At 64.3% G+C, this 24,723-nt stretch carries 20 protein-coding genes; 9 read left to right on the plus strand and 11 right to left on the minus strand.

The features are described 5' to 3' along the window. Positions 1-1,260 precede the first annotated feature (1,260 nt). Positions 1,261-2,304, plus strand: a complete 1,044-nt coding sequence (locus tag ENJ19_00835; protein ID HHM04272.1) for a hypothetical protein — start codon at positions 1,261-1,263, stop codon at positions 2,302-2,304. A 30-nt stretch (positions 2,305-2,334) separates the two neighbouring features. On the opposite strand, the gene ENJ19_00840 is transcribed toward ENJ19_00835, so the two are convergent. From ENJ19_00840 to ENJ19_00865, 6 genes are all read right to left on the minus strand, one after another. After that, positions 2,335-3,165, minus strand: coding sequence for a phosphate ABC transporter ATP-binding protein (locus ENJ19_00840; protein HHM04273.1), 831 nt, complete (start codon positions 3,163-3,165; stop codon positions 2,335-2,337). Then, on the minus strand, positions 3,162-4,004 hold the full coding sequence (pstA, locus tag ENJ19_00845; GenBank protein ID HHM04274.1) for a phosphate ABC transporter permease PstA: 843 nt from the start codon (positions 4,002-4,004) through the stop codon (positions 3,162-3,164). The genes ENJ19_00840 and pstA overlap by 4 nt, the downstream gene beginning before the upstream one ends. Continuing rightward, positions 3,997-4,875 (minus strand): phosphate ABC transporter permease subunit PstC, encoded by an 879-nt coding sequence (gene pstC / locus ENJ19_00850; GenBank protein HHM04275.1) that lies wholly within the window; start codon positions 4,873-4,875, stop codon positions 3,997-3,999. Before pstC ends, pstA begins: the two co-directional genes overlap by 8 nt. Continuing rightward, positions 4,832-5,668, minus strand: a complete 837-nt coding sequence (locus ENJ19_00855) for a phosphate ABC transporter substrate-binding protein (GenBank protein ID HHM04276.1) — start codon at positions 5,666-5,668, stop codon at positions 4,832-4,834. The genes pstC and ENJ19_00855 overlap by 44 nt, the downstream gene beginning before the upstream one ends. Before the next feature lie 4 nt (positions 5,669-5,672). Further along, positions 5,673-5,954, minus strand: a complete 282-nt coding sequence (locus tag ENJ19_00860) for an ArsR family transcriptional regulator (GenBank protein HHM04277.1) — start codon at positions 5,952-5,954, stop codon at positions 5,673-5,675. 352 nt (positions 5,955-6,306) lie between these two features. Continuing rightward, positions 6,307-9,042 carry a CHASE2 domain-containing protein gene (locus ENJ19_00865; GenBank protein HHM04278.1) on the minus strand — a complete coding sequence of 912 codons (2,736 nt, stop codon included), beginning with the start codon at positions 9,040-9,042 and terminating at the stop codon, positions 6,307-6,309. Between the two features lie 139 nt (positions 9,043-9,181). On the opposite strand from ENJ19_00865, the gene ENJ19_00870 reads away from it, so the two are divergent. The 7 genes from ENJ19_00870 (at position 9,182) to ENJ19_00900 (ending at position 16,745) form a co-directional block, all read left to right on the plus strand. Next, positions 9,182-9,955, plus strand: coding sequence for an NYN domain-containing protein (locus ENJ19_00870; GenBank protein ID HHM04279.1), 774 nt, complete (start codon positions 9,182-9,184; stop codon positions 9,953-9,955). A gap of 322 nt (positions 9,956-10,277) precedes the next feature. After that, positions 10,278-10,808: a DUF4124 domain-containing protein gene (locus ENJ19_00875; GenBank protein ID HHM04280.1), complete on the plus strand. Its 531-nt coding sequence runs from the start codon at positions 10,278-10,280 to the stop codon at positions 10,806-10,808. 249 nt (positions 10,809-11,057) lie between these two features. After that, the gene (locus ENJ19_00880) at positions 11,058-12,152 is read left to right on the plus strand and encodes a nitrogen regulation protein NR(II) (GenBank protein HHM04281.1); all 1,095 of its coding nucleotides are present in this window, start codon (positions 11,058-11,060) and stop codon (positions 12,150-12,152) included. Next, positions 12,142-13,545 carry a nitrogen regulation protein NR(I) gene (gene ntrC, locus ENJ19_00885; protein ID HHM04282.1) on the plus strand — a complete coding sequence of 468 codons (1,404 nt, stop codon included), beginning with the start codon at positions 12,142-12,144 and terminating at the stop codon, positions 13,543-13,545. The genes ENJ19_00880 and ntrC overlap by 11 nt, the downstream gene beginning before the upstream one ends. Before the next feature lie 449 nt (positions 13,546-13,994). After that, the gene (locus ENJ19_00890; GenBank protein ID HHM04283.1) at positions 13,995-14,681 is read left to right on the plus strand and encodes a response regulator transcription factor; all 687 of its coding nucleotides are present in this window, start codon (positions 13,995-13,997) and stop codon (positions 14,679-14,681) included. Further along, positions 14,678-16,030: a GHKL domain-containing protein gene (locus ENJ19_00895; GenBank protein ID HHM04284.1), complete on the plus strand. Its 1,353-nt coding sequence runs from the start codon at positions 14,678-14,680 to the stop codon at positions 16,028-16,030. The genes ENJ19_00890 and ENJ19_00895 overlap by 4 nt, the downstream gene beginning before the upstream one ends. Before the next feature lie 34 nt (positions 16,031-16,064). After that, positions 16,065-16,745: a hypothetical protein gene (locus ENJ19_00900; protein ID HHM04285.1), complete on the plus strand. Its 681-nt coding sequence runs from the start codon at positions 16,065-16,067 to the stop codon at positions 16,743-16,745. Here ENJ19_00900 and ENJ19_00905 read toward each other — a convergent pair. Continuing rightward, positions 16,742-17,611 (minus strand): inositol monophosphatase family protein, encoded by an 870-nt coding sequence (locus tag ENJ19_00905; GenBank protein ID HHM04286.1) that lies wholly within the window; start codon positions 17,609-17,611, stop codon positions 16,742-16,744. The genes ENJ19_00900 and ENJ19_00905 overlap by 4 nt on opposite strands. Before the next feature lie 14 nt (positions 17,612-17,625). Here ENJ19_00905 and ENJ19_00910 point away from each other — a divergent pair, with 14 nt between their 5' ends. Then, positions 17,626-18,405 (plus strand): rRNA methyltransferase, encoded by a 780-nt coding sequence (locus tag ENJ19_00910; GenBank protein HHM04287.1) that lies wholly within the window; start codon positions 17,626-17,628, stop codon positions 18,403-18,405. 102 nt (positions 18,406-18,507) lie between these two features. Here ENJ19_00910 and ENJ19_00915 read toward each other — a convergent pair whose 3' ends face one another. The 4 genes from ENJ19_00915 to ENJ19_00930 all read right to left on the minus strand — a co-directional run bounded on the left by ENJ19_00915 (position 18,508) and on the right by ENJ19_00930 (position 24,121). Further along, on the minus strand, positions 18,508-19,521 hold the full coding sequence (locus tag ENJ19_00915; GenBank protein HHM04288.1) for a molybdopterin molybdenumtransferase MoeA: 1,014 nt from the start codon (positions 19,519-19,521) through the stop codon (positions 18,508-18,510). A gap of 17 nt (positions 19,522-19,538) precedes the next feature. Next, complete coding sequence (gene folE, locus ENJ19_00920) at positions 19,539-20,165, minus strand: GTP cyclohydrolase I FolE (GenBank protein ID HHM04289.1); 627 nt, start codon at positions 20,163-20,165, stop codon at positions 19,539-19,541. Positions 20,166-20,446: 281 nt separating this feature from the next. Then, complete coding sequence (locus tag ENJ19_00925) at positions 20,447-21,643, minus strand: PDZ domain-containing protein (protein HHM04290.1); 1,197 nt, start codon at positions 21,641-21,643, stop codon at positions 20,447-20,449. A 123-nt stretch (positions 21,644-21,766) separates the two neighbouring features. Further along, positions 21,767-24,121, minus strand: coding sequence for a DUF1631 domain-containing protein (locus ENJ19_00930; protein ID HHM04291.1), 2,355 nt, complete (start codon positions 24,119-24,121; stop codon positions 21,767-21,769). Between the last annotated feature and the right edge of the window lie 602 nt (positions 24,122-24,723).

The raw sequence follows: 24,723 nt of genomic DNA on the forward strand, positions 1-24,723 counted from the left end.
CGGTGACAGCGACATCGCCAAGGCCAAGGCACTGGTGCAGGAGATCCGGAACTGGGCCAAGCAGATCGCGGCGCTGGAAAATCCGGCCGATGCGTTCGAGGCAGACGTAGAGCAGGCGGGGAAACTTACTGAAACCTTTAATCAGGGTTCGGGTGACTCGGTGACGGGGGCCTTCCGCTTGGTGAAGGCTTTTCTGGAGTCCGGCGCGGGGAATGGTGAATACGAATTCGGCGCCGGGAAATTCATTGACACCGACGGCCTCGGCATTACCGGCAGCGGTACCATCACCGTGACTGGCACGGGCAGCGGGACCTTGACCCTGGCGCTGGCGGGGTCCATCACCCCCCCTTCCAAAATCAAGTTTTCCGAAGGGGGGCCGGTTCAACTTAGCTTTCCGCCCCAGAACCTGGATCTGACGTTTACCGTCAACGAAGCGCGTGACACGCAGCTTGAGGGCACGGTGGCCGGTACCGTTACCGACAGCGCAGGCAGCGCCAGGCTCACTGTGACCAACGGCACGTTCAACATCTCGGGCAGCAGCTTGTCATTGGATAACCTTGAAACGACGGGCTCGACCCTGAAGGCGGCGATGCAGGTCAAGTTGGAACAGCTGGGCGTGTCCGATCCGCTGGTGTTCACCGGTTCGCTGGATGCGGAAGGTGCGCGCTGTGTCACGTGCGTGGATCCGGCGCAATGGCTGCCGACCAAGCTCACCCTGAGCGGCGATTTCGGCAACGCGGCCAATATCATTTCCGCCACCGTTACCGGTGAGTTCTTCAATGCGGCCAGCTATGACACCAGGGTCGGTGAGAGCAGCAGCAACTTTGCCGACTTCCAGGTGAGCGCCACGGTGGCCGTGCAACTGGACGGTGCGCCGGAGCTCAAGGCGACGGTCACCGCCCGCCGCAGTGATTTCGGTTCCACGGAAGCGCCTTTTGTCGGCACTGGGCGGGTCACTTTGTCCCATGGCGGGGTGACCACGGTGATCGACTATCAGCGCCCCGACCCGAACATCGAAGGCGGGGAAGCCACGCTGACCTTCACCAGCCAGGACGGTGCCATAATCACCGCCAGCGGCAGTGGAAAATTTGAGAGCGGGGCGGTGAAGATCGGCGGAAAACAGGTGGGGACGGTGACCGTGATCGGCGATGACATCATCAAAGTGACCTACGATGACGGCACCTTTGAAACCTTGAACTGAGGAGCTGGCAGGTGGCCTGGCGGGCGGCGGCATGCCGCCCTTTTTTTGCTGCCGCGCTGATGGCCTTAGGTCTTGTTTCCCCGGCCCAGGGCGCGGAGCGGTTCTACCTGGAAGTGGACAGCTTCGCCCACAGCGAACCCGTGCCCATACGGGCCTATTTCAATGACTGGCGGGGGGACTCCCGCCACGGCGGCGATACCGCGCTCAGCTACAACTGGTGGGAGGCCGGCATGGAAGACGGACCCTGGCGGCTGGGCGTGTTGTATCGTTACGACTATACCCTGCGTTTCAGCTCCGATACCGCTGAACTCTATCATCGCATACAAAACAAATCGCCCCTGCCCCCGGGCCGCCGCTATGCCCTCGCCATCACCGTGCAGCACTACGCCGTCCGCGGCCTGCGGCTGGCCCACGGCTGGCGCCCTCGCGGCGGCCTGGAGATTCAGTGGGGCCTGAGTTATCTCCAGGGCCGCCGCGTGCTGGACGGTAATCTGAGCGGCTGGGCCGAGGCGGTGAGCGACAAAGACTATGATTTTCGTTTTGAGGTAGACGACGTTTATTCCAGGGACCCGCTGTTCAAGCGCCGCGTGAGCGCGCCGGAGGGAGAGGGCTACAGCGTGGACTTGGCGTTGAACTGGCTGGCTGCCCCGTGGGAATTGCGCTTCAAGGTTGTCGATCTTATCGGCGCCCTGTACTGGAAAGCCGTCCCCCACACCCGCGCCACGGGCACCTCGGACACCAAGCGCTTGGACGAGTCCGGCTATGTGCGCTTCGATCCGGCCTTGTCCGGCATCGAAGACCGTCGTGACCAGGTGCAGCGTCTGCGTCCCCGCACCAAGGTGGATGTGCGCTATGCCTTGAACCGGCGTCACCGCGCGGCGCTGGCGCTGCTGGCCACACGCTGGCAGCGTTTTGTCCGGGCGGGCTGGGTGGTGGGCACGCCGCGTGCCGGCCAGTGGCAGGTCTTGTACGATGTCAGCGCCCGGGCGCTGGCTCTCAGCCATGAATCGCCTCGCTGGCGCTGGTCCGTGATCGCCGATGACGTGCGGGCGCACTACGCCCGCACGTTCGGTATCAGTGCCCAGTATGTGTGGCGCTGGTGATCTGATCGTTCAGACCGGACGGGACGCTGATCAACCCCGCTCCCCCCGCACATAGGCCGCGGTCAGGGCATGGCGCGGCGCTTCAAAGAACACTCTGCCCGGGCCGTGTTCCATCAGCCGTCCCACGCCATCGCCAGCCATGGGCCACAACAGGGCCGCGTAGTCGGCGATGCGCCGGGCCTGGGCCAGGTTGTGGGTGACCACCGCCAGGGTGTAGCGGCCGCGCAGCGTCAACATCAGCTCTTCGATAACGGCGGTGGCCAGGGGATCCAGGGCGCTGCAGGGTTCGTCCAACAGCAAGGCCTGGGGTCTGAGCACCAGGGCGCGGGCGATGCACAGGCGCTGTTGCTGGCCGCCGGACAGGGCCAGGGCGGAGCGGTGCAAGCGGTCTTTCACCTCCGGCCACAGGCCGACGTCCCGCAGAGCCGTCTCGATGCGCTGCGTGCGTTCTTGTTTGTTTTTGATCCCGTGTTCTTTGAGGGGGACGGCGAGGTTGTTCCAGACGGACAGGGGAAAAGGGTTGGGTTTTTGGAAGATCATCCCCACCCGGCGGCGCAGGGCCACCACGTCGATGCGGGGGGCAAGCAGCTCGCGCCCATGCAGGCGCACGCTGCCGCTGACGCGCGCGGAGGGGGTCAGATCGGTCAGGCGGTTGAGGCAGGCAAGCAAGCTGCTTTTACCCACCCCGGAGGGCCCCACCAGACAGGTGATGCGGCCGGTGGCGAGGGGCAGGGTAATGTCCTTCAGCACAGCCTTTGTGCCGTAGTGCAGGCTGAGGTGCTGAATCTCGATGAGGGGCGCGTTCCGCGTGGTGAGGGTCGTGCCGTGTCCCACAGGCAGGGCGGAGGTGGCTGTGTTCATGTGTGGCTTCCTTCGCCGTGGTGGCGCTGCCACCAGCGCCGGGCCAGACCGGCCGCGCCGGCGTTGATCAACATGAGCAGCAGCACCAGCACCAGGGCGCTGGCATAGGCCGACGCATTGCCGCCCGGCACGTTCATGGACAGCTCGAAGATGTGGATGGACAAGGCCCGCCCCGAATCCGTCAGGGCGTCGGGCATGCGGTCCACGTAGCCGCTGGTGTAGAGCAACGCGGCGGTCTCCGCCAGGGCCCGGCCCACGCTGAGCACCAGCCCCGCCAGCAGGCCCGGCAGGGCGGCAGGCAGCAGCAGGTGCCTGAGCGCGGCGGCGCGGCTGAGGCCCAGGGCCGCCGCGCCCAGGCGGTATTCGGACGGCGCGGCGCGCAGGCCTTCCTCCGTGGCGCGGATGAGCAGAGGCAGGACCATGCAGGCCAGGGTCAGCCCGCCGGACAAAATGGAAAACCCCAGGCCCAGCACCTGGGCGAAGAACACATACCCGAACAGGCCGAAGACGATGGAGGGCATGCCCGCCAGCACATCCAGGCTGCGGCGCACAGCGCGGCCCAGGGGCGAGTGGTCGCCGGCGAACTCCGCAAGGAACACGGCGGCCCCCAGGCCGATGGGCAGGGCCGCCGCCAGGCACACGGCCAGAATCAGCAGGGTGGCGACCAGTATGGGCGCAATGCCCCCGGCCCGGCCGGCATCCTGTGGTGTGCTGATGAGAAAGTCGAGGGACAGCCGCTCCATGCCGTGCCAGAGGATGTCGCCCAGAATCCACAACAACATCCCCGCCACCAGCAGCGCGGCGCCCCAGACCACCGTGGCGATAAGCCGCTCAAACATGGCGCAGGCGTCTTCCCAGCAGCCCGGCCAGGCTCATCAGGCCCGCCACCAACACGGCCAGCACCAGGCCGCTCACGAACAGTGCGGCGCGGTGCTGATCCAGCGCATAAGCCATTTCCAAGGCGATATTGGCTGCCAGGGTGCGGACGGGGGCGAACAGGCTGGCGGGGTTTTGCACCACATTGCCCGTGACCATGAGCACCGCCATGGTCTCCCCCACGGCCCGGCCCGCAGCCAGTACCAGCCCGGCAACGATCCCGCCCCGCGCGGCGGGCAGCACCACCCGCCGCAAGGTGGCGGCGCGCCCCAGTCCCAGGGCGGCCGCAGCGTTGAGATAATCCCGTGGCACTGCCCGCAGGGCGGCCTCCGCTGTCAGCGCCACGGTGGGCAATATCATCAGTGTCAACACCAACATGCCGGCCAGCAGGCTGGTCCCCGGCGGCCGCCACTGATTGATCAGCGGCACCAGCACCACCAGGCCCCACAGGCCGTAGACCACCGAGGGAATGCCCGCCAGCAGTTCCACCAGCCGGCGATAGGCGCTGCCCAGCCGCGGCGGCGCATAAAATACCGTGAACAGGGCTGACAGCAGCCCCAGGGGCGCCGCCAACAGCAAAGCGCCGGCGGACACCGCCAGCGTGCCCCACAACATGGGTTGCAGATTGAACTGCCTTTCCAGGGGATGCCAGGCGGCATCGGTAAAAAAGCGCGCCAGGCCGATTTGATCCAGGGCCGGGGCGGCGGCCCACAGCAGGAACGCGCCAAGACCCAGCAACACCGCGCCGGCCAGGGCAGCGAGCGTGCCGGCTGCGCCCGCCAGGCGGGCGTCAGGGCACGAGGGGGAGGAAATGCTGGGCGGCCACCAGGTCATGGACGGCGTTCGAGCGGGCGTAGTCGATGAAATCCCGGGCCAGACCCCGGGCCGGGGCGCGGGTAACCAGGTTCAGGCTGCGGGCCAGGGGGTAGCGGCCGCTGGCCACATTGGCGCGGCTGGCGGCCACCCCGTCCAGCGCCAGCAGCTTGATGGGGGTGCCCGCGGCGATGTCGTGCTCCGCCACGCCGATGGACACATAGCCGATGGCGGCGGGGTTGCCGGCCACCACCTTGATGCCCTGCTCGTTGTCCCCCACTATCACCTGGGGGCGGATCCGGCTGTTTTTGAGCTGAAAGTAGTTTAAAAACAACTCCAGGGTGGCGCGACCCTCCGCCTTGTTCACCACCGTGATGGGGGCCGCCCCCGCACCCAGTTCGCGCCAGCTCGTGATGGCACCGGTGAACACCTGCACCACCTGCTCGTGGCGGATGTGGGTCAGCGGATTGTCGGCATGAACGATGATCCCGAGGCCGTCACGGGCAATGGGGTAGGGGTGCAGATCGGCTTCCGCGGCGTTCAAAGCCCGGGACACCATGCCGATATCCGCCAGGGCCCGACGGACCTCGTTGATACCGCGGCCGGACCCCCCCGTCTGTACGTCGATCTCCACGCCGGGGTGCTGCTGTTCGTAGCGCCTGGCGATTTCCGCCGCCAGGGGGGCCACGGTGCTGGAGCCCACGAGGCTGAGTTTCTGTACCGGTGGCGCGCCGTCCCTGGACGACGAGAAAAAAGTGACCGTGGCCAGGAGGGCCAGCAGCAGTCCGGTGAAGAGAACAACAGACCGCTTCATGGCCTCATCCGAAGCGCAGCTCGCAGCAACCCAGGTTCAGGGCGTTGCGTTTCTTCACCCCTGGTGCCAGGCGATAACTCACGCCCTTGCCCTCGCGACTGGCCACCACCAGGCCGCGCTCGCGCAAGATGCGCAGATGATGGGAAAACAGGCTTTGTTCAGCGCCGATGTCCGCGTTCAACTCCGCCACCCGTTTCGGGCCGGACATGAGCTGGCGCAAGACCGTCAGGCGGGTATCGTCGCTCAAGGACTTCAGCAGCTGGGCGCAGTCGGGTATGGAGGTCATGGCGCGGTGGTTCCTCTTAAGATGAAAATTTATTCATATCAAAGTGCATTTACAACATTCCCGCGCAGCCCCGCTGAGGCCCCGCCGGTGGAAGTGTGTACGGTTTTGGTCGGGAAGGGAGGGGGAACCTTACACCGGGAGCAGAAGCAATCCGCCCGGATGGACCCGACAGACGGGCCCGCGCCTGTTCTTTTTCCACAAGGGATTTTCTTCGGCCGGTAGCCGGAAACACGCGCTGAATGCCCCTTTCTCAGAACCCCCTTGTGTAAAAACGCAAAAACAAAACCCGGCGCGACAGGCAGGTCTAAAGGGGGTTCGATAAGGACAATAGTGAAGACAGCGTCGGTGGCGCTCAGTTTGGCAGGGTCTGCGCCGGCAGAGTGATACAGAAACGGGCGCCTTTGCCCGGCACGCTGTGCAGGCTGACGCGTCCGCCGTGTTTTTGAGCCACGGCCTTGACGAAAGCCAGGCCCAGGCCGGTGCCTTCGGTACGGGTGTCGCCCCGGCGGTAGCGCTCGAAAACATGGTCTTGCAGGTCTGCGGGAATGCCGGGGCCGGTGTCGGCGACGCAGCATTCGATGAGCCGGTCGTGTTGCTGGATATTCAGCGTCACCCGGCTGCCTGGCGGGGAATACTGAATGGCATTGGCCAGCAGATTGGTCACCGCCCGCTCAAGCAGCTCGGCATCGCCCGCCAGCCAAGCCTCGTCCACGGCATAGTTTTCCACCAGGCTGATGTCGCGCCGCCGGGCCTGGTCCCACACGGTGTCGCGGGCCTGCCAGGCAACGGTGACCAGATTGACCATGTCGTGGCGCAAGGGCTCGCTGCTTTCGGCCCGGCTGAGCTGGAGGAAGTTGTCCGCCAGCGTCAGGGTGCGGCGGGTGTAGTCTTCCGCCCGGTCCAGGTTGATGGCGGGCCGCTCCCCTTCCCGCCCCCGCTCGATCAGCGCCAGCAGGGACACCAGCGGGGCGCGCAGATCGTGGGACAAAAAATTCAGGGTCTCGGCCCGCTTGCGTTGGGCGTCGGTGAGGGGCGTGATATCCGACAGGTTGACAATCAGACCCCGTACCCGGCCGGGGGACAGGCTGAGGGGGGCCAGCTGCACCAGCAGGGTCTGACCGGACGGGTTTCTGGCATTGGTGCGGACCATGTCGTTGTGCAGCAGGGCTTGGCGCACCAGGCTGGCCCAGTCCAGGGGAGTTTCGCCGCGCAGGCTGTGCAGGGCCTCCATGAGGTTGGCGTCGATCAGCGCCTCCGGCCGGCCTGCTTCCAGATAAGCCGCTGCCCGGGCGTTGGCCAGGTGCACATGCCCCAGGGCATTGCACACCAGGACGCCGTCGGCCATGGCCGCCAGGCTTTCGGCGATGAAGCGGCGCAGCCCCCGCAGCCTTTGGGTGGCGTGTTGGACTTGCTGGATGCGGGCCTGCACCTGTTCCGCCGCGGAGGCCGGGCGGGCCGGACTCGGGGGGGCGAAAGGGCGGACCAGTTCCACCAGCAGGGTGCTCTCATGGGCTGTGGGCGCTTCCGGGACCTTCCGGTAGACACCCAGCAGCCAAGTGGTGCCATCGCGGATGACCCGGGTCCAATATTCGTGCGGCCGGTGGCTGCACCACCGCCGGGGCTCGGTGTCGCAGGGCGGACCCAGGGCTCTTCCCCAGGTGGCGGTGGCGCGCCCGCCGGCTTGTTGCAGGCACCAGCCTTCGATGGGGACCAGCCGGTTGATGAAGGCCATGGCGCTGTCCAGGTCCGGCATGTGGCTGGCAAAGCCGGGTTCTTCGTGCAGGCGTTGCAGCTCCTGGTTGAGAAACCGCATGGCCAGCTCCAGGCGCCGCCAGCTCCACAGCGGGTAAGCCAGCAACAGGGCAATGAAGGCGGAGGCGGGGGGGAACCAGAGCCGGGCGTAGCGCAGCAGCAGTGTGCTCAGAACCACCGTGCCCGCCAGCAGCAGTGCGGCGCTCAGCAGCGACTGGCGGGGACTGACCCGCGGAAAGATCAGCACCGGCAACAGCACCAGCAGGGCGGTGAGGGCGAGTTGCCCGGGCCGGCCGAGGGTCTCAATGGTGAGGTGGCGCTGCAGGGCGTCGAAAACATTGGCATTGATTTCCACCCCCGGCATGGGCTGGCTCAGGCCGGAAACGGGGGTGGGCAGCGCATCCCCCATGCCCGTGGCGGTGGTGCCCACGAAAACGGTTTTGCCGGCGAAGGCGTTGGTGGGAAAGTCGCCGCTGAGCACCTGAGCATAGGACAGATAAGGGTAGTGGCCCGGCGGGCCGGCAAAGGGCAGCAAAACCTGATAGTCGCGGGCCCACACATAGGGGGAGGCGCCCGCGGGCGCGGGATTGCGGGTGCCGGGCAGCGTTTTCCAGCGCTCTGGGGCCAGCGCCCGGGCGGCCGCCAGGGCCAAGTGGTCCCAGCGGGGCTGGCCCAGCCCCTCTTTCAGGTACAGGCGGCGGGCGATGCCGTCCGGGTCCAGTTCGATGTGGGCATGGCCCAGCAGGGCGGAACCGGCCAGAGGCGCAAAGGGCAGGCTCTCCACCGCCTGGCCGCCGGCACGGGTCTGTTCCATGAACACCGGCATAACAACCCTGCCGTGGTGGCGGATGGCCTCGGCCAGGGCCCGGTCACCGCTGCCATCCTGCGGGTCCGGCTCCGCGAAGATGATGTCCATCACGATGACGGCGGCGCCGGCCTTGGTAAGCTTGTCGATGAGTTCGGCGTGGCGGCGGCGGGGCCAGGGCCAACGTCCCAGCGCTTCCAGGCTGCGCAGGTCGATGGCGACGATGACCACATCATCGGGCGCAGGGCGTTGCCAGAAGCGGTAATGGGTGTCGTAGAGCAAAGCGTCCAGTCGCCAGGCCCAGCCCGTCAGCAGCAACAGCGCCGCCACCGCCAGCAGCGCCGCGCCAAACACCAGCCGCTCTACCAGCCCGGGGAAATCCCGATAAGCTGTCATGCCTGACCCGCCCCATCCACCGCCGATTGTGACGGCGCCGGGCCCAGGGGAGCCCCCGCGATTTGGCTGCAATCGCACATTTTTATAGTGTACCGCAGGCACCGGGGCACCCGAGCCGCATGGTGTCCCGGTCATGGTAAGCTCGGCGCTGCTGAAAGCGGTCACCGGTGGGAACGTGATTCAGGTTCCTTTTTCCCTCGCCAGCGGACGGGGGAAGGTACTCCGTTGACCGCCTTTCAGCCGCACACCCTATTGACAAGATTGGAAGGTTTTAATGCTCAAAGCCGGAATATTTTTAGACATGGAGAACTTGCACAGGAATGGCGGTTGGGGCATGCGCCTCGATGCAATCAAGGAACTGGTGGAAACCCAGGGGACCATTGTGTTGCGCGCCAATGCCTACATGGTGGTGGACTCACACCGGGAACGCCTGGAGCCTGAATATCGGGAAAAAGCGCAAAAATACCGCGACAAAATCCGGCTGGCGGGTTTTCATATTATCGACAAGGAAGTCAAGCGCTACCTCAACGAAGACGGCAGCGAGACCACCAAGGCCAATGCCGATCTGGACATGGCGGTGGACGCCATCCTGCAGGCGGAAAACCTGGATTACGTGATGATCGGCACCGGCGACGGCGATTTTCTGCGATTGGTCCGCGCCCTGCAAAACAAGGGCAAGCGGGTGGACGCCATCGCCTTCGACAATGTCAGCAATGAACTCAAGCGGGAAGTGGACTATTACTTCCCCGGTTCCATCATGCCGAAAATTCTGCCATCCAGAAACAGCGGCCGCGAACGTGGCATTCTGGAGGCCGTCAACCAGGAAAAGGGATACGGTTTTTTGACCTGTCGCACCGGTTTCAAAGTCACCGATATCGACACCAGCGTGTTTTGTCACATCTCGCAGGTGCTGGAAAACGACGCGCCCATCACCAACGAACGGTTTTCCGAATTGTCGCGGGCCGGTGCCGTGCTGGAATTCGAACGCAGTGAATCCGCCAAGGGCGTGCAGGCGGTCAACGTCACTGTGTATCAGACCAGCTCGTGAGATACCGCGCTTTGCCCGGTCACCCGGCCTGATGAACCGGCTTCGTCCCCTCTTCCTTCGGCGTTGGAGACAAGGCCCGCTCCACGACGCAGTAAAGTCAGGTGGTCCCCGATCCACGTCTGTCAGCATGATCCACCGTCGCGGTCTGCCTGGCGCATCCTGAGCCAGCGCGCTTGAAATGAAAAAGGTTTGGCAGCAACACTTGCAGGTCGAAACAATGTCAGCCCGGTAATTTCAATTGAGAGTCATCCCACGATCACGATAATTTTGACAGCCACGCCGGCGCGCGCTAAAAAAGGTGAGTGCCGCCCGGGAGGTTCACATGCGCACCCTCACCTTGTTTTTCATTCTGACTTTCTCCCCCAGCCTTTCCGCCGTGGGTGCGGTATACAAATGGGTGCAAGCGGACGGGACAGTAGTTTATTCCGACTCTCCCCCCCCGCACGGCGCAGAGGAAATAGACCTTCCTCCACTGCAGAGACTCGCTTCACCGCCTCCGCCCCTGCCCCCGCCGCCCCAGCCTCCAACATTCAAAGCCCTGCCCTATACCGACTTCCGCATCACCCGTCCCGGCAACGACGCCACGCTGCGGGACAACAACGGCAACGTGGACGTGGCCATCAAAATCGAGCCGGCGCTGCAGACCGCTTTCGGCCATACCCTGACCATTGTGCTGGACGGCCGGGCCCTGCTTACCGGGCTGAGCACCCCTGCGGCCAGGCTGGACAACGTAGACCGCGGCACCCACACCCTCCAGGCCCTCGTTGTCGACCCCACGGGCAAAACCGTCGGTGCCACCGCCACTGTCACGTTTCACCTGCATCGCACCATTATGCGCAGAGCCAGACCTTGAAACGCCTGCCCTTGGGGCGCACCTGAACAGGGTGCACCGAATTAGTGCGATACTGCCTGCCAGCTTGGCTTCGGGGGCGGGATGTGGGTCTGTAGCGGCCCGCGAAGGTCAGTCGGGGCACCGGCCGTCATCTCCCCCCTGTTCCGATAACGTAATGAATTAAAAGAGATATCATACTCCGTCCCCGCGCCGGTGCAGCGCCACGGGCGCTTTGTTTGTGGTTGGTTTGATATTTGCTTCGAGTGTGACATGTCTGGGCACGATGCAAGCGAATGCGACATCACCCGCCGGATTCTGGAAAATCTGAATACGGCCGTGCTGCTGTTCGACCAGGATCTGCACCTGAGTTATATCAACCCGGCCGGCGAGGTCATGCTGGCCACCAGCCGCCGGCAGCTGCGCGGCGAGCACGTCGAAAGTTTTTTTGGCGGCGACGCCCGAATCGTGGCGGCATTTCGTCATGCCCTGGAAAGCGGTCACCCCTTCACCGAAAGAGAGCGTATCCTGCAGCTTCCCCACGGTCAGCAACTCACTGCCGATTGCACCGTCACCCCCTTGCACGAACCCAACAGGGACAAGGCGCTGCTGGTGGAAATACTGGGTGTGGACCGTCAACGGCGCATCCTGCGGGAGGAAAACCTGCTGGCCCAGCATCAGGCCACCCGGGCCCTGGTACGGGGCCTGGCCCACGAAATCAAAAACCCCCTGGGTGGCCTGCGGGGCGCGGCCCAGTTGCTGGAGCGGGAACTGGCGGACGAGGCATTGAAAGAATACACCGGCATCATCATCGGCGAGGCAGACCGCCTGCAAAACCTGTTGAACCGGATGCTGGGCCCCAACACCCTGCCCCACGAACGCCCGGTGAACATCCACCAGGTGCTGGAGAGGGTGCGCACCCTGGTGGCCGCCGAAGCACCGGCGGGCATCCGCCTGATACGCGACTATGACCCCAGCATCCCGGAAGTGATTGCCGACCCGGAACAACTCATCCAGGCCGTGCTCAACATCGTGCGCAACGCCGTGCAGGCCCTGAAGGACAGCGGCCGCATCGTACTGCGCAGCCGCACCATCCGCCAAGTGACCATCGGCCAGAAACGCCACCGGCTGGTGGTCCAACTGGACATCATCGACAACGGCCCCGGAATTGCCCCCGACATGCTGGAGCACATTTTTTATCCCATGGTCACGGGCCGGGCGGAGGGCACCGGCCTGGGCCTGCCCATCGCCCAGGCCCTGGTCAACCAGCATGGGGGGCTGATCGAATGCAGCAGCGAGCCGGGCGAAACCGTATTTACCCTGTTGCTCCCTTTGGAAATCTCCCCGGAACACGCCCATGACCAGTAAATACCGCGTCTTTGTGATCGACGACGACCGCGCCATCCGCTGGGTGCTGGAGCGCGCTTTGCGCCAGGCGGACATGGATGCCATTTCCTTTGAAAGCGCCGGCGGCGTGTTGGCCGCCCTGGAACAAGACGAGCCCGATGCCGTCATCACCGACATCCGCATGCCCGGCATGGACGGCCTGGCCCTGCTGGACAATATCCGCACGCGGCGACCCGGCCTTCCCGTCATAATCATGACCGCCCACTCGGACCTGGAAAGCGCCGTGTCCGCCTACCAGGGGGGCGCCTTCGAATACATGCCCAAACCCTTCGACGTGGACGAGGCCGTGGATCTGGTCCGGCGCGCCATCGAACAACACCGCCGCCAGGCACCCCCGCCGGAAGAAGTGGAGGGCAAACCCGCGGAGATCATCGGCGAGGCGCCTGCCATGCAGGAGGTGTTCCGCGCCATCGGCCGGCTGTCGCGCTCCAACATCACCGTGCTCATCAACGGTGAATCGGGCACCGGCAAAGAACTGGTCGCCCGGGCCCTGCACCGCCACAGCCCCCGCGCCGGCAGGCCCTTCATCGCCCTCAATACCGCCGCCATTCCGCGCGATCTGCTGGAATCGGAACTGTTCGGCCACGAGCGGGGCGCGTTTACCGGCGCCACCAATGCCCGCCGCGGCCGCTTCGAACAGGCCGACGGCGGCACCCTGTTCCTGGACGAAATCGGCGATATGCCGGCTGAGTGCCAGACCCGCCTGCTGCGGGTATTGGCAGACGGTGAGTTTTACCGGGTGGGCGGGCAGACTCCCATCAACGTGGACGTGCGCATCATTGCCGCCACCCACCAAAACCTGGAAGAACGCGTCAAAAACGGCCTGTTCCGGGAAGACCTGTTCCACCGCCTCAACGTCATCCGCATCCACATGCCCCCGCTGCGCGAGCGGCGCGAAGACATTGCCCTGCTCACCCGCCACTTCCTCGCCCAAGCGGCGGAAGAGTTGCAAGTGGACCCCAAGACCCTGCGTCCCGAAGTGGCCGCCTACCTCAGCGGCCTGGACTGGCCCGGTAACGTGCGGCAGCTGGAAAACACCTGCCGCTGGCTTACGGTCATGGCCTCCGGCCGCGAAATCCACATCGACGACCTGCCCGCCGAACTGCGTGTAGAAAATACCGCCCTGACCAGGCACAGCGACTGGGAAGACGCCCTCAAAAGCTGGGCCGGCCAGCGCCTCGCCCATGGCGACACCGCCCTGCTGGAGGTGGCCACCCCGGCTTTTGAGCGCGTCATGATCGAAACGGCCCTGCGCCACACCGGCGGGCGCCGCCAGGACGCAGCCCGGTTACTGGGCTGGGGCCGAAACACCTTGACGCGGAAAATCAAAGAGTTGGGAATGGAGGGGGAATAACCCGCATTTCTCACCACCGTTCGTAGCGAGACGGAGCAAGGGTGTGGCATGGGTGGCTTTCGTAATGCCACGGGGCATAGTCGCCCCGCCTGCGCTCGTTGAAGGCGCGATGGCCTCGCTCAAGCTCGCAGGGAATTTATAGCACTATACGGACGCTACCGTGCTCTCTATCCGTACCTGCTTTGCGTTAGACTCTGCCATGATCTGCCCTCCTCAATGTGGCTCTGTGTCGGGACTGAATTTCCCACCCCCAACATAACCCGCGTGCATTGAGGTTGGGCAGGTCAAAACATGATGTCTGGTGAGCAAGACTTTGGTCTGTGAATTTATGATGACCCGGTGACGGCGGGGGTGACCCCGCCCCCTGCTCGATGCCTTCAAACCCTTGAATCCTGTTCCTTCCCTGAATCTGACAGGCTCAGACTGAAGGGCGGAGGTGGAAACGCCGAATGCGAGTATTGGTAGTGGAGGATGAACACGCGCTGCTCGAGCAGCTGCGTGAGCGCCTGCAGGAAGAAGGTTACGCGGCGGACGTGGCCAGTGACGGTGAAGAAGGTTTGTATCTGGCCACCGAGTACCCTTTTGATGCCGCCATCATTGACCTGGGTCTGCCCCGGCTTTCAGGCATTGACCTCATTCGCAGGACCCGGGCCACGGGCAAGGATTTTCCCATTCTCATCCTCACTGCACGCGGGCGCTGGCAGGAGAAGGTGGAAGGCCTGGAGGCCGGAGCCGACGATTACCTGGTCAAACCTTTTCACATGGAAGAGCTGTTGGCGCGGCTGCGGGCCTTGATGCGCCGCGCTGCGGGCTGGGCCCAGGCGGTGCTGCACTGCGGCCCGGTTGTGCTGGACACGGGCACCCAGGCAGTCGCGGTGAACGGTGCCTCCATCGAGCTGACGGCCTATGAATACCGGGTGCTGGAGTACCTGATGCTGCATGCCGGCGAAGTGGTCTCCAAAACCGATCTCACTGAGCACATTTACGAGCAGGATTTCGAACGCGACAGCAACGTCATCGAAGTGTTCGTGGGACGCTTGCGACGCAAGCTGGACCCGGACAACATCCTGCATCCCATCGAAACCCTGCGCGGCCGCGGTTACCGCTTCACACTCCGGCGTCAGAGCGCTTCGTGACCCTGTCGCTCAACACCCGTTTGTTGCTGGCCGGCAGCGTGGTGCTGGCGGCCTTTCTCGGCGTCACCGGCATGGTGCTGGACCGGGCCTATCTGGAAAGTGCCGAACAGGCCCTCAAGGAACGCCTGCAGGCCCACGTGGTGGGGCTGGTGGCCGCGGCGCAATTGCGCGAAGACGGCCGCTTGGTCATGCCCCCGGCACTGCCGGAAGGTCGTTATCACACCTCGGGTTCAGGCCTGCTCGCCCAGGCCACCAGCAACGACGGCTTGCAAATCTGGCGCTCGCCGTCCATGCAGGGCCTGGATATCCAGCTGATCCGGGGGCTGGCCTCGGGGGTACGCAAATTTGAAGTGATCCGCAGCCCCACCAGCGGGGCCGGATTTTACGCTGTCGGCCTGGGGGTGACCTGGGATTTGAGCGAAGATGTCAAAGAGGGCGTCACGTTTTCCGTGGCGGAAAACCTCAGCATCCTGGAAGAACAGGTGGCCCGTTTCCGCAACAGCCTGTGGGGCTGGCTGGGAGGGGTGGCGCTGGTCCTGCTGGCCGTGCAAGGCATGGTGCTGCGCTGGAGTCTTGCGCCACTGCGGGGGGCGGCGGAGGATCTGGCCGCCATCGAAGCCGGCCGCCAGACCCTGCTGGTGGGGCCCTATCCCCAGGAGCTGCACGGTCTGACCGATAACATCAATGCCCTGCTCATCTCCCAGCGCGAGCATCTGGAACGCTACCGCCGCACCCTGGGCGATCTGGCCCACAGCCTGAAAACCCCCCTGGCGGTATTGCGCGGCAGCCTGTCAGAACGCAGCGGCAAGGCGCTGCGCCACATCGTGGCGGAACAAGTGGAACGTATGTCCGAGATCGTGGACTATCAGCTCCAAAAGGCTGCCACCTCCGGTCACCAGCCGCTGGCCGCGCCGGTGGCAGTGGCCAGCATTGCCGAGAAAGTCAAAAGCTCCCTCAATAAGGTTTACGGCGACAAGCAGGTGGATTGCCGCCTCAGCATTGCCCCCGACACAGATTTTCACGGCGACGAAGGCGACCTTATGGAAGTGCTGGGTAATCTCATGGACAATGCTTATAAATACTGCCACAGCCGGGTCACCGTCACCCTCGCCCCCGTGTCCATCAGCAACGGTTTGCAAATCACCGTGGAGGACGACGGCTCCGGCATCCCCCCTGACCGGATCGAAACGGTGCTGACCCGGGGTGTACGGGTGAACACCACCCCCACCGGACACGGCATCGGCCTGGCCATTGTGCAGGATATTGTTCAAGTCTATCGGGGTGAGCTGTTCCTGGGCGCCAGCGAACGCCTGGGGGGGGCCAAAGTCACCCTGTCCTTACCCAATTGACAGCTTGTTAAACCCGAAAACGGAAACTGAACAGATGCACAACGTGAAACGGTTGCTTCGCACCCCTACCCTGCTCTTTTTTGCTCTTGCGTTGTTCTGCGCCGTCACCGCCAGGGCCGGCGCCCTCATCGAGGCGCGCGACGGTGACGGCCGGTTTTACCGCATTCACATCGCCGCAAACTGGGCGCGGGTGCAAACCCTGGGAACGGCAGAATACCTGCTCCTGGGGCTGGCCCGGCCCAATATCTACGCCGTTGACCCCGCCACCCGCCAGGCAGTGGACTTGAGCGCCATGGTGGGCGGCGCGGACACCGCAGCCGGACCCGCGCCGCGCCTTGAGGCGGCCGGACCGGGCCCGAAAATCGCGGGCTGGGCCACCCGGCGCTACGAAATGCGGGCTGCCGGCCGCCGTTGCGGCAGTTATTTTTTCGCCCCGGCCAGTCTGCGCTCAAAAGACGTGAAGAACTTCCTCGTCGCCATGGCCCGTTTCGCCGCCACAAAACGGCAGCAAAACGCCGCCGCGGCGTCCTGCGAGCACGCCGTGGATGTCGCCGAATCCGCCTATCCCCAGCTCGGCCTGGCCCTGCGGGTGTTGGATGACAAGGGTAAGGTGAGCTATCAGATCCTGAAACTGGATGTCAACGCGGACATCCCCCCCGCCGCCACCCGACTGCCCGCCGATTTCGCCGTGGTCCAGCCCGAAGCGCTGCGCTAGCCCGTCGTGGTGATCTGCAAATAGGCCGTCCATTCCTTGAACAACTCGGCATTCAACGCCGCCACGGCCGAACGGGGGGCCATGTCGGGCCGGAATACGGGCTCACCGTCCAGGGTCACGGCGCGTCCTCCTGCCTCGTCAAGAATCAGGCTGCCGGCGGCGTAATCCCAGATGCGCTGCCTGCCGTGCAAATAGACATGCCCCCGGCCGGCGGCGATCCAGCACCAGTCCAGGGCCACAGAACCGAAGCTGCGCTGGGAACGGTAGGGCGGTTTTTCCGCCAGCCACTGGGCCAGCTCGGGACTCAGGCGTTTGAAATCAACAATGCCGATGGATTGTTCCAGACCCACCCCGGCCGGCGCCGCGCGCAGGGGCTGGCGGTCCAGCCAGGCACCCCGGCCGCGTTCGGCCCAGAAACACTCGCGCCGGATGGGGTCGTAGACCAAGCCGATGACCACCTTACCCCCCACCAGCAAGGCCAGGGAAACGGCGAAAAAGGGAATCCCGGCGGCAAAATTGCTGGTGCCGTCCAAAGGATCCAGGCACCACAGGCCGGGGTGTTCGCCATCAAGCAGGGCCTGCTGCGCCTCAGCCGTCATTTCCTCTCCCAACAGGGGATACTCGGGCCAGTGCAGTTTGAGCAATGCCGCCACGCGCTGTTGCATGGCCAAGTCCGCTTCGGTGACGAACGAGCCGTCGGCCTTTAGCTCGCGCCCGACCCGTTGAAAGCGGGTCAGCAATTCTTCATCCGCCGCGGTCTGCAACAAGCCGCGCAACAGGGTCGTATCCGGCAGGGTCGGGACTGGCCGCCCTTGCGTGGCGGGCGCGCGCCCTTTAGGCTGCCGCCGTGTCCAAAAATTTATCATTGTTGTCATCCCTGATGGTCGTGGCACAAACCCCGGCTCTCGTCCCCCGGGCCCAGGCCCTGGCGCGCGAGTTGGGGTTGGCGGCGGACGTGGAATCCCTTGCCCCTTCCACAGCGCCCGGGCTGATGCTGTATATCAAAGCCGCCGGCAGCGGGTATTGCCTGGAGCTGCGCGACACCCGCCCCGGCGCCCCCAGGCCGCTGAGCGTGGACTTTAGCGCCGGCGCTTTCCGCCACCGCCGCCGCCAGGGTCTGGGACGACGCGAGCCGTTGGCGCGGGCCGTGGGCCTCAAACCGGGCCATCCCGCCCCCGAGGTGGTGGATGCCACCGCCGGTCTCGGGCGCGACGCCTTTGTACTCGCCAGCCTGGGTTGTCAGGTGACCCTGCTGGAGCGCGCCCCTGTGGTCGCGGCCCTGCTGGCCGACGGCCTGCGCCGGGCCGCCGGGGAGACCGGCACTGCTCCCGTCGTCACCCGCATGCGACTGCTCACGGCCGATGCCGCGGATTATTTCAGCCAGCCGGACATGCACCCCTCGGTGGTTTACTTGGATCCCATGTTCCCCGACCGGGGCAAATCCGCCCTGGTGAAAAAAGAGATGCGCATGATTCGCGCACTCAGCGGCGATGACCCTGACGCAGACAGGCTGCTGAATATCGCCCGTGCCCGCGCCCGCAGGCGGGTGGTGGTCAAACGCCACCGTCTGGCCCCGGCTCTGGGATCCATCTCCCCTGATTTCAGCATCACGGGAAAAACGACACGCTTCGATGTTTATCTTGCCGCCCGGGCACCGTAGCTGGGTGTTGAAAAACAGCCTGCCGCCAGCGGGGCCGATCCGGACAGGTGCCAGCCCTGGGGCGCCCGAATAAAGGTTCGGATGCGTTTTTTCACCCGCCAGTCAGGTTTGCCTGGGGTCTTCCGGCAGTGGCACATCGCGGCCCAGCAGGCGGTTTATGGCCAAGGCCCCGAACAGACGAAAACCGCGCAGCGCTTCCGGCGGATGGCCGGCCACGCCCACCAAGGGCTTGCCCCCGGCCGCCCCCATGATCAATGGCCGGCCGGAGCGCATGGGCACGCCGTCCACCACCACCGTGCCCAGCTCCCGGAACAGATCGGAGACGAAGTCGCGCCCACCGGCGGCGGTGCCGCCAGCGATGAGGAGGATGTCCGCCTCCTTGAGGGCCTGGCGGGCAGCGGCCAAAAAACCGTCGAAATCGTCCGCCATGATGCCTTTAAGCACCGCCTCGCCACCGGCCTGGGTCACGGCCGCTGCCAGCATGGGGGAATTGCTGTCGCGGATCAGGCCCGGTTTGAGGGGCTGGTTATGGGGAATCACCTCGTCGCCACAGGCGAAAATCGCCACCTTGGGCGGCAGCGCCACACTCAGCGCCGTCAGGCCCAGATCAGCTAGCGCACCGATTTCCCGTGGCCCCACCACCGTGCCGGCGGCCAGCACCACACTGCCCTGGGCGATTTCGCAACCCTGATCTTCGATGAAGAAGCGCGGCGGGAAAGGCCGCGTGATAGTGATGTTGGCCCCCTCCCGCTCCGCCTCCCACTGGCGCACGATGGAGTATGGCCCACCAGGAACCAAGCTGCCGGTGGTCACTTCCATGGCAAGACCGGTCGCCGGCTCCAGGCAGCTCTCATCACCGGGGTGCACAGCGCCGACCACGGTAAATGAGACCGGCGCCTGCTCGGAGGCGGACCGGGTGTCCTCGGTGCGTACCAGATAGCCTTCGACGATGGCGCGATGATAAGGTGGCACGTCGCCGGGCGCGATCAGATCCTGGTAAACCGTGCGACCCAGAGCCTCCAGCAGCGTCACCGTTTCGGCGCCCGTGGCGCGCAGCGGCAAGGCGTCAGCATAGCTTCGTTGGGCTTCGGTCAAAGGTGTGCTGTCGTTCATCATTTGAAGAGTCCCTTCTTTCACTTTCGAATCAAATCCATGAACTCCATGCGGGTACGCGCATCCTGTTGAAAGCTGCCGCGCATCGCCGAGGTGAGGGTGGAACTGTTTTGCTTTTGCACGCCCCGCATCATCATACAAAAATGGCTGGCTTCCACCACCACGCCCACGCCATGGGCATTGAGCACGTTCATCAAGCCGTCGGCAATCTGGCTGGTCATGCGCTCCTGCACTTGCAGCCGGCGGGCGAACACATCCACCACCCGCGCGATTTTGCTCAGCCCGATGATGGTGCCCTTAGGCAGATAGCCTACGTGCACCCGCCCGAAAAAGGGCAACATGTGGTGTTCGCACTGGGAATAAAATTCCACGTCTTTGACTATCACCATTTCATTGCAGGTGTCGCTGAACAGGGCATCGGAGACGACGCCGGACACCGTCTCGCGGTAACCACTGGTGAGAAAAGTCAGCGCTTTGGTAATGCGATGAGGCGTTTGCTGCAGACCTTCCCGGTCCGGATCCTCGCCCAACAGCTCCAGCAAACGCCGCACCAGGGCTTCCATCTCACCATGGGCCTCGGCATCACCCACCACGGAGGACAGGCGAGCGGGCACCGCCCCTGCGGCGGCTTTGTGTTTTTGCGACATGATGTTCCCGCTGTTGCAAGAATTCGATTGCACGCCAGGGGCGCACCGCCTACATGATGGGGGAGGCCCGGCGGGGATGCAAGCGTGGAAATGACCGGGAAATATCAGTGGCTTACAAAAATTGCTGGGATTGACAGTTGAGGTGGGAAACGGCAGCAGCAAACCGGGGGAAGTGCCGGTTGGGGGCCAACCAAAAAGCAGGGCGTCCCGGGGCGCCTCAAAAGGGCAGGGCGCTTTGTTGGGACGCGATCTGTTTGACGGCCAGCTTGCAGGTTAATCGCTCAGGGCGGGAACTTGGCCACCAGATCCAACTGTTGTTCACCCCGGCGCACGGTCATGGGCAACCAAGTTCCCGGCGTCACCTGTTTGACGGCCCTGATGACATCACCCACGCCGGCCACGTGACGACCTGCGACGGCCACGATCCAGTCACCGCTTTGCAAACCGCTGGCCGCCGCCACACTGTCCGGCGCCAGCTCCACAACCTGGGCCCCCCCGTCCCGGCTTCCGTTCAAGAACACGCCCAGACGGGGACGATCTGCCGCTGGCGCAGCCGGCCGGGGTTCCAGGGCAAACACCGCCGAGGCAAAACCGGGCGTCAAATCATCACAGCTCACCTGCCCATCAAAGGGAAGCAGCGTCATCACTTTCGTCACCCCCAGATCGGCCAACTGATGGGGGACCCCAAAACCGTTGCTGATGTGACCGCTGCCCATGATGCCCACCAGCAAAGGAGCGTGCTTGCGGGCGCCGGCCTCGGCCAGAGTGAGGGCCATGGCCCGGTCCCAGAGCAGCTGCCCTTCCACGAAGCGCTGGAAAGCACGCAACTGCTGCTCCTTGTTCATGCCGTGCCCGCTGCGGTCACCGGCGGGAACATGGTGCATGAAGCTGGCGGCCAGCATTTCGAGGTAGTCGCGCTGGGCGGGCGCCGGATCGGTGATGCCCTGGCGCTGACTCAGGGGCACCGCGTCCCAGCCCTGCTCCCGCACCGCGGCCAGCAGGGATTCGTTGACATTCAAGGCCAACATGGGAATGTGATTGAGGCGGGCGAAATGAAACAGCGGCAGGTAGAGCTTCGGGTCAAAGCGCCAGGTGTCGTCCCAACGGGTCTGCTCCAACAATTCCTTTTCGGTAAGCTGTCCGGCGACCCAGGCGTCCAGCACCGGCTGCACATCCCGCGGGAACATCTCGAAACCCAGGGCCAGATCGCCCCGCAGGGCGTAGAGACCGGAGACGACCTGAAGCTGCCAGCGATGGTGATCGGGGTTGTCGTGGCGCTCGCCCAGCAACACTACGTTTTGCCGGCTGGCCTCCGCCAGCAGAGCGGGATAAGCGACGGCGCGGTGGTCGGCCGGTTTGGTCCAGGTGGCCGGCGCCGGACAGGCACCGGCCGCGGCCGCTTCAACGGCGAACGCGGCCAGCGCTGCAACACCGAATACACTCTTGCGGAATCTTGGAAGCGTGTTGATCCTTGCCATGATAGCGGCCCTCGTGTCGTGCGCCCGCCCGCCGCCTCATTGTCCGGCCGGCTGCGCGTTATCCAGTAGACCCTTCCTCTGCCCCAAGGTTGCGGCGACGTTCGACGCCGCGCCTGCGGTTTGTCAGTGCGGCCCGCTCATCAGGCCGTTGAGCACGGCGTCCAGGGCCCGATCAAACATGGCGACGTTATCAACTGGCATGGCGCGGCTGTGGCGCAGATCGTCGGCCAGTTCCGGCAATGTTTTTTCCACCACCACTTTGAATTTGCGGTCCACGAAAACGTACTGGCCCAGCACGGCGCTTTTCCAGGCCAGCTTGGCCCGCTTTTTCTTTCCGTCCAGCTCAAACTCCAGCCAGGTGCCGATGGCGAGTTCCCTGGCCTGCTGTGAAAATTCATCCTCCACCAGTGGTTTTTCTGACGCCCCGTTAACTTCAGGCAAGCCCTGTTCCATGTCACTCATTTCAATGTCCACAAGACCGTCCATATCGGCCATCCCGTCCAGCAAGTCATCGTCAAGCTCGCCCATGCCGTCCTGGATGGCGCGGATCATGGCGCTGACATCGGTCTCGGGCTTGAGCGCTGCGCCCCCGTCAACGCTATGGCCGCCGCGCAGGGAGGCGATGTGGATGGATTCCAGCGACTCGATCTGTGCTTCGATGGTGTCCTCATCGTAGCCGACGCTCTGCATGCCACAGCGCAAGGTTTCCAACAAGCGGGGCAGCAAAGCCACCAGGCGCTGCCGGTCCTCCGGATTGTCTTTGGGCTCGGCGCTCCAGAGCAATTCGTCGATGGCGTGCTCCCGCTCCCGCCAGGCCTTGCTGTCTTCGCCCTCGTCGGCCAGGGTCTGCTCCAACACCAAGCGCCAGGTGTCACGGAAAAAGTGGCGCAGGGACTGCGGCGCACGGTCCGACTCCAGATGGGCTTCGATGGCCTCGAAGGCCAATTGGGCGCGATCCTGCTCGGGACTTTCCTCTGCCACATCGGGCTCGACCAGGTCTTCGCCTTCTGTAGCCATGAAGGCCGTGAACTCGTCCAGGAGCACGGAAAAAATGTCGGGCTGGTCCTCAAACTCCGCCAGCGCCCGCTTGACGATGTGATCAATCTTGCCGAAGCGACGCGCTTGGGTGTCCTCACTGAGATCCTGCCAGCCGATGCCCGCGTGTCCCAGCACATTGAGCAGACGGCGGGCCGGGTGTTGGCGCTTGCTGAAGAAGTCGTGATCCAGCAACGCCACCTTGAGAATGGGAATCTGCAACTGGCTGATCACGGCCTTGATGGCATCGGGAATGCTGGGCTCGTCCAGGATGAACTCAAAGATCATCCATACCACGTCAATGGTGTTGTCGTGGGAAGGCGCGATGGCCGGGCGGGCACCGCCGTGCTGCGCGGGGCCAAGTTGAGCGAGCAATGCGCCCTTGAGACTGTCGCTGTCGTCAAAGCCACGCCCCTCGTCCTGAGGCCGATGCTGCAGATGGGACAGGGCATCCAGCAGATCGGTGGCGGACAGGGGCACCGCCGACACCGCACCGGCGGGCCCTGCATAGCCACCGCCATCCACCACCGGAGCAAACGCACCGGCAGGAACGCCTTTGCGGGCACTCATGAGTTGCTGCAACAAATCGTAAACATCCCCGGCCGCCTCCGCCGACGGGACGTAAGCGGTGTCGTCCGCGGCCGGCCCGTAGCTCCCCCGGGGTCCGGCCGGGTTTTCCTGGGGTAACAGACGGGGGCGCTGAGCGCTGGTCTGAGGGACGATGCGGTGGGCGCGCTCCGGTTTCAGGTGGGGCAGAATGCCGGCGTTGATCAAATGTTGATTCAGCGCATCGTACAAGGCGCCCAAGGTGCGCATCACGTACTGGTCGAACAGCTTGTAGATGATCAGCTTCACCTCCACCCGCAGTTCCATGTCGGCAAAGGCGGAACGAAAGGCGTGGCAGAGGACATCGGGGCCCACGGGATTGTGTCCGGGTTCAATTTTGACGGCCTCGATCAGCACATCCAGACGCTGGGACAACATTTCCAGGGGTTCTTTGAACCGGTCATTGGCCTTGCTCACCAGGCCGTCGATGGCCAGCTCCTCTTCCAGATCCTTGTTGTCCACCAGGGACAGGGCGTCGCGGTCATCCAAAGCCGGCTGCTGCCCCCCCCCAGCAGGACTCCAGCGTTTGCGCAGGCGCGCGCGAAAGCCAGCGTCGAAGCTGTCCTGGAAACGCCGCGCCATGTCTTTGCGGTGCAGGCGGATATCCCGCATGGCCTCGAAGAACAGGGTTTCATTGGCGGCACCAGCTCCCTTGCTGGCCATCTCGAAGAGGGTGTCATCCACGTTGTCAAACACCCTTTGCACGGTGACCCGCAGATGCTCATCCGCCTGGCGTTTACAGGCCTCCAGCAATTCGCGGTGGCCGCCGCCCATACTTTTGTGCGAATCGATGCTGATAACGTTTTCCCGAGGAGACATCGCGACCCCATTGCCCATGCAGAATCAGGGAACCTTCCGCTACTCCTATCGGCCCGGCGGGCGGATTCTTTGGGGATTGGGTCACAAAAATTGAAACGGAAAGGATCACCATCGCCGCTGTCGCCGGGAGGAGACAGGCCCACGGCCGATCTCACAGGCGCTCCGCCGGTCGGCCGTGAAAAGGTGTCTCAAAACGGAGACATCCCACCCCCAAAACACAGCGGATTAACCCGGCCAAGAAGTGATAAGAAGATGATTTAACTGCCTAAATATAAAACAGGCACGAATCGTGCCTAATATTGTCGGCGGCCAAACGGCCGTTGAACATTTCCCGCAGGCTGCCGGAACCTACTCACCATGCCTGTCCGACGCGTGATCCGGCGCGCCACGGGAAAGCATAGGGGCACTCCGCGTGGGCGGACTCCGCTATGTTGTTCATCCCTCCTTGTGCGACGGCGCCGTCACCTTGACGGCGCTTTTTTTGTGGTGCGCCAGGCATGGCGCGTAGCGCCGTGACTGGCGCTATTTCCCGAGCTGTGGTGGCGAGGGGATGACTTGGGGGTGCAAGTCCCCTACCGGCCCGGCAAGGGGAACGGTTAGCCGAACGGCAAAGGTGCCCA

It is taken from the genome of Gammaproteobacteria bacterium (genome assembly GCA_011375345.1).
Taxonomy (GTDB): domain Bacteria; phylum Pseudomonadota; class Gammaproteobacteria; order DRLM01; family DRLM01; genus DRLM01.

Bases quoted from the DNA above. Each gene is read 5' to 3' on its own strand.
- ENJ19_00835 (HHM04272.1), top strand. From the start codon at position 1,261: ATGGCCTTAGGTCTTGTTTCCCCGGCCCAGGGCGCGGAGCGGTTCTAC.
- ENJ19_00840 (HHM04273.1), bottom strand. From the start codon at position 3,165: ATGAACACAGCCACCTCCGCCCTGCCTGTGGGACACGGCACGACCCTC.
- pstA (HHM04274.1), bottom strand. From the start codon at position 4,004: ATGTTTGAGCGGCTTATCGCCACGGTGGTCTGGGGCGCCGCGCTGCTG.
- pstC (HHM04275.1), bottom strand. From the start codon at position 4,875: ATGACCTGGTGGCCGCCCAGCATTTCCTCCCCCTCGTGCCCTGACGCC.
- ENJ19_00855 (HHM04276.1), bottom strand. From the start codon at position 5,668: ATGAAGCGGTCTGTTGTTCTCTTCACCGGACTGCTGCTGGCCCTCCTG.
- ENJ19_00860 (HHM04277.1), bottom strand. From the start codon at position 5,954: ATGACCTCCATACCCGACTGCGCCCAGCTGCTGAAGTCCTTGAGCGAC.
- ENJ19_00865 (HHM04278.1), bottom strand. From the start codon at position 9,042: ATGACCGGGACACCATGCGGCTCGGGTGCCCCGGTGCCTGCGGTACAC.
- ENJ19_00870 (HHM04279.1), top strand. From the start codon at position 9,182: ATGCTCAAAGCCGGAATATTTTTAGACATGGAGAACTTGCACAGGAAT.
- ENJ19_00875 (HHM04280.1), top strand. From the start codon at position 10,278: ATGCGCACCCTCACCTTGTTTTTCATTCTGACTTTCTCCCCCAGCCTT.
- ENJ19_00880 (HHM04281.1), top strand. From the start codon at position 11,058: ATGTCTGGGCACGATGCAAGCGAATGCGACATCACCCGCCGGATTCTG.
- ntrC (HHM04282.1), top strand. From the start codon at position 12,142: ATGACCAGTAAATACCGCGTCTTTGTGATCGACGACGACCGCGCCATC.
- ENJ19_00890 (HHM04283.1), top strand. From the start codon at position 13,995: ATGCGAGTATTGGTAGTGGAGGATGAACACGCGCTGCTCGAGCAGCTG.
- ENJ19_00900 (HHM04285.1), top strand. From the start codon at position 16,065: ATGCACAACGTGAAACGGTTGCTTCGCACCCCTACCCTGCTCTTTTTT.
- ENJ19_00905 (HHM04286.1), bottom strand. From the start codon at position 17,611: ATGATAAATTTTTGGACACGGCGGCAGCCTAAAGGGCGCGCGCCCGCC.
- ENJ19_00910 (HHM04287.1), top strand. From the start codon at position 17,626: ATGGTCGTGGCACAAACCCCGGCTCTCGTCCCCCGGGCCCAGGCCCTG.
- ENJ19_00915 (HHM04288.1), bottom strand. From the start codon at position 19,521: ATGATGAACGACAGCACACCTTTGACCGAAGCCCAACGAAGCTATGCT.
- folE (HHM04289.1), bottom strand. From the start codon at position 20,165: ATGTCGCAAAAACACAAAGCCGCCGCAGGGGCGGTGCCCGCTCGCCTG.
- ENJ19_00925 (HHM04290.1), bottom strand. From the start codon at position 21,643: ATGGCAAGGATCAACACGCTTCCAAGATTCCGCAAGAGTGTATTCGGT.
- ENJ19_00930 (HHM04291.1), bottom strand. From the start codon at position 24,121: ATGGGCAATGGGGTCGCGATGTCTCCTCGGGAAAACGTTATCAGCATC.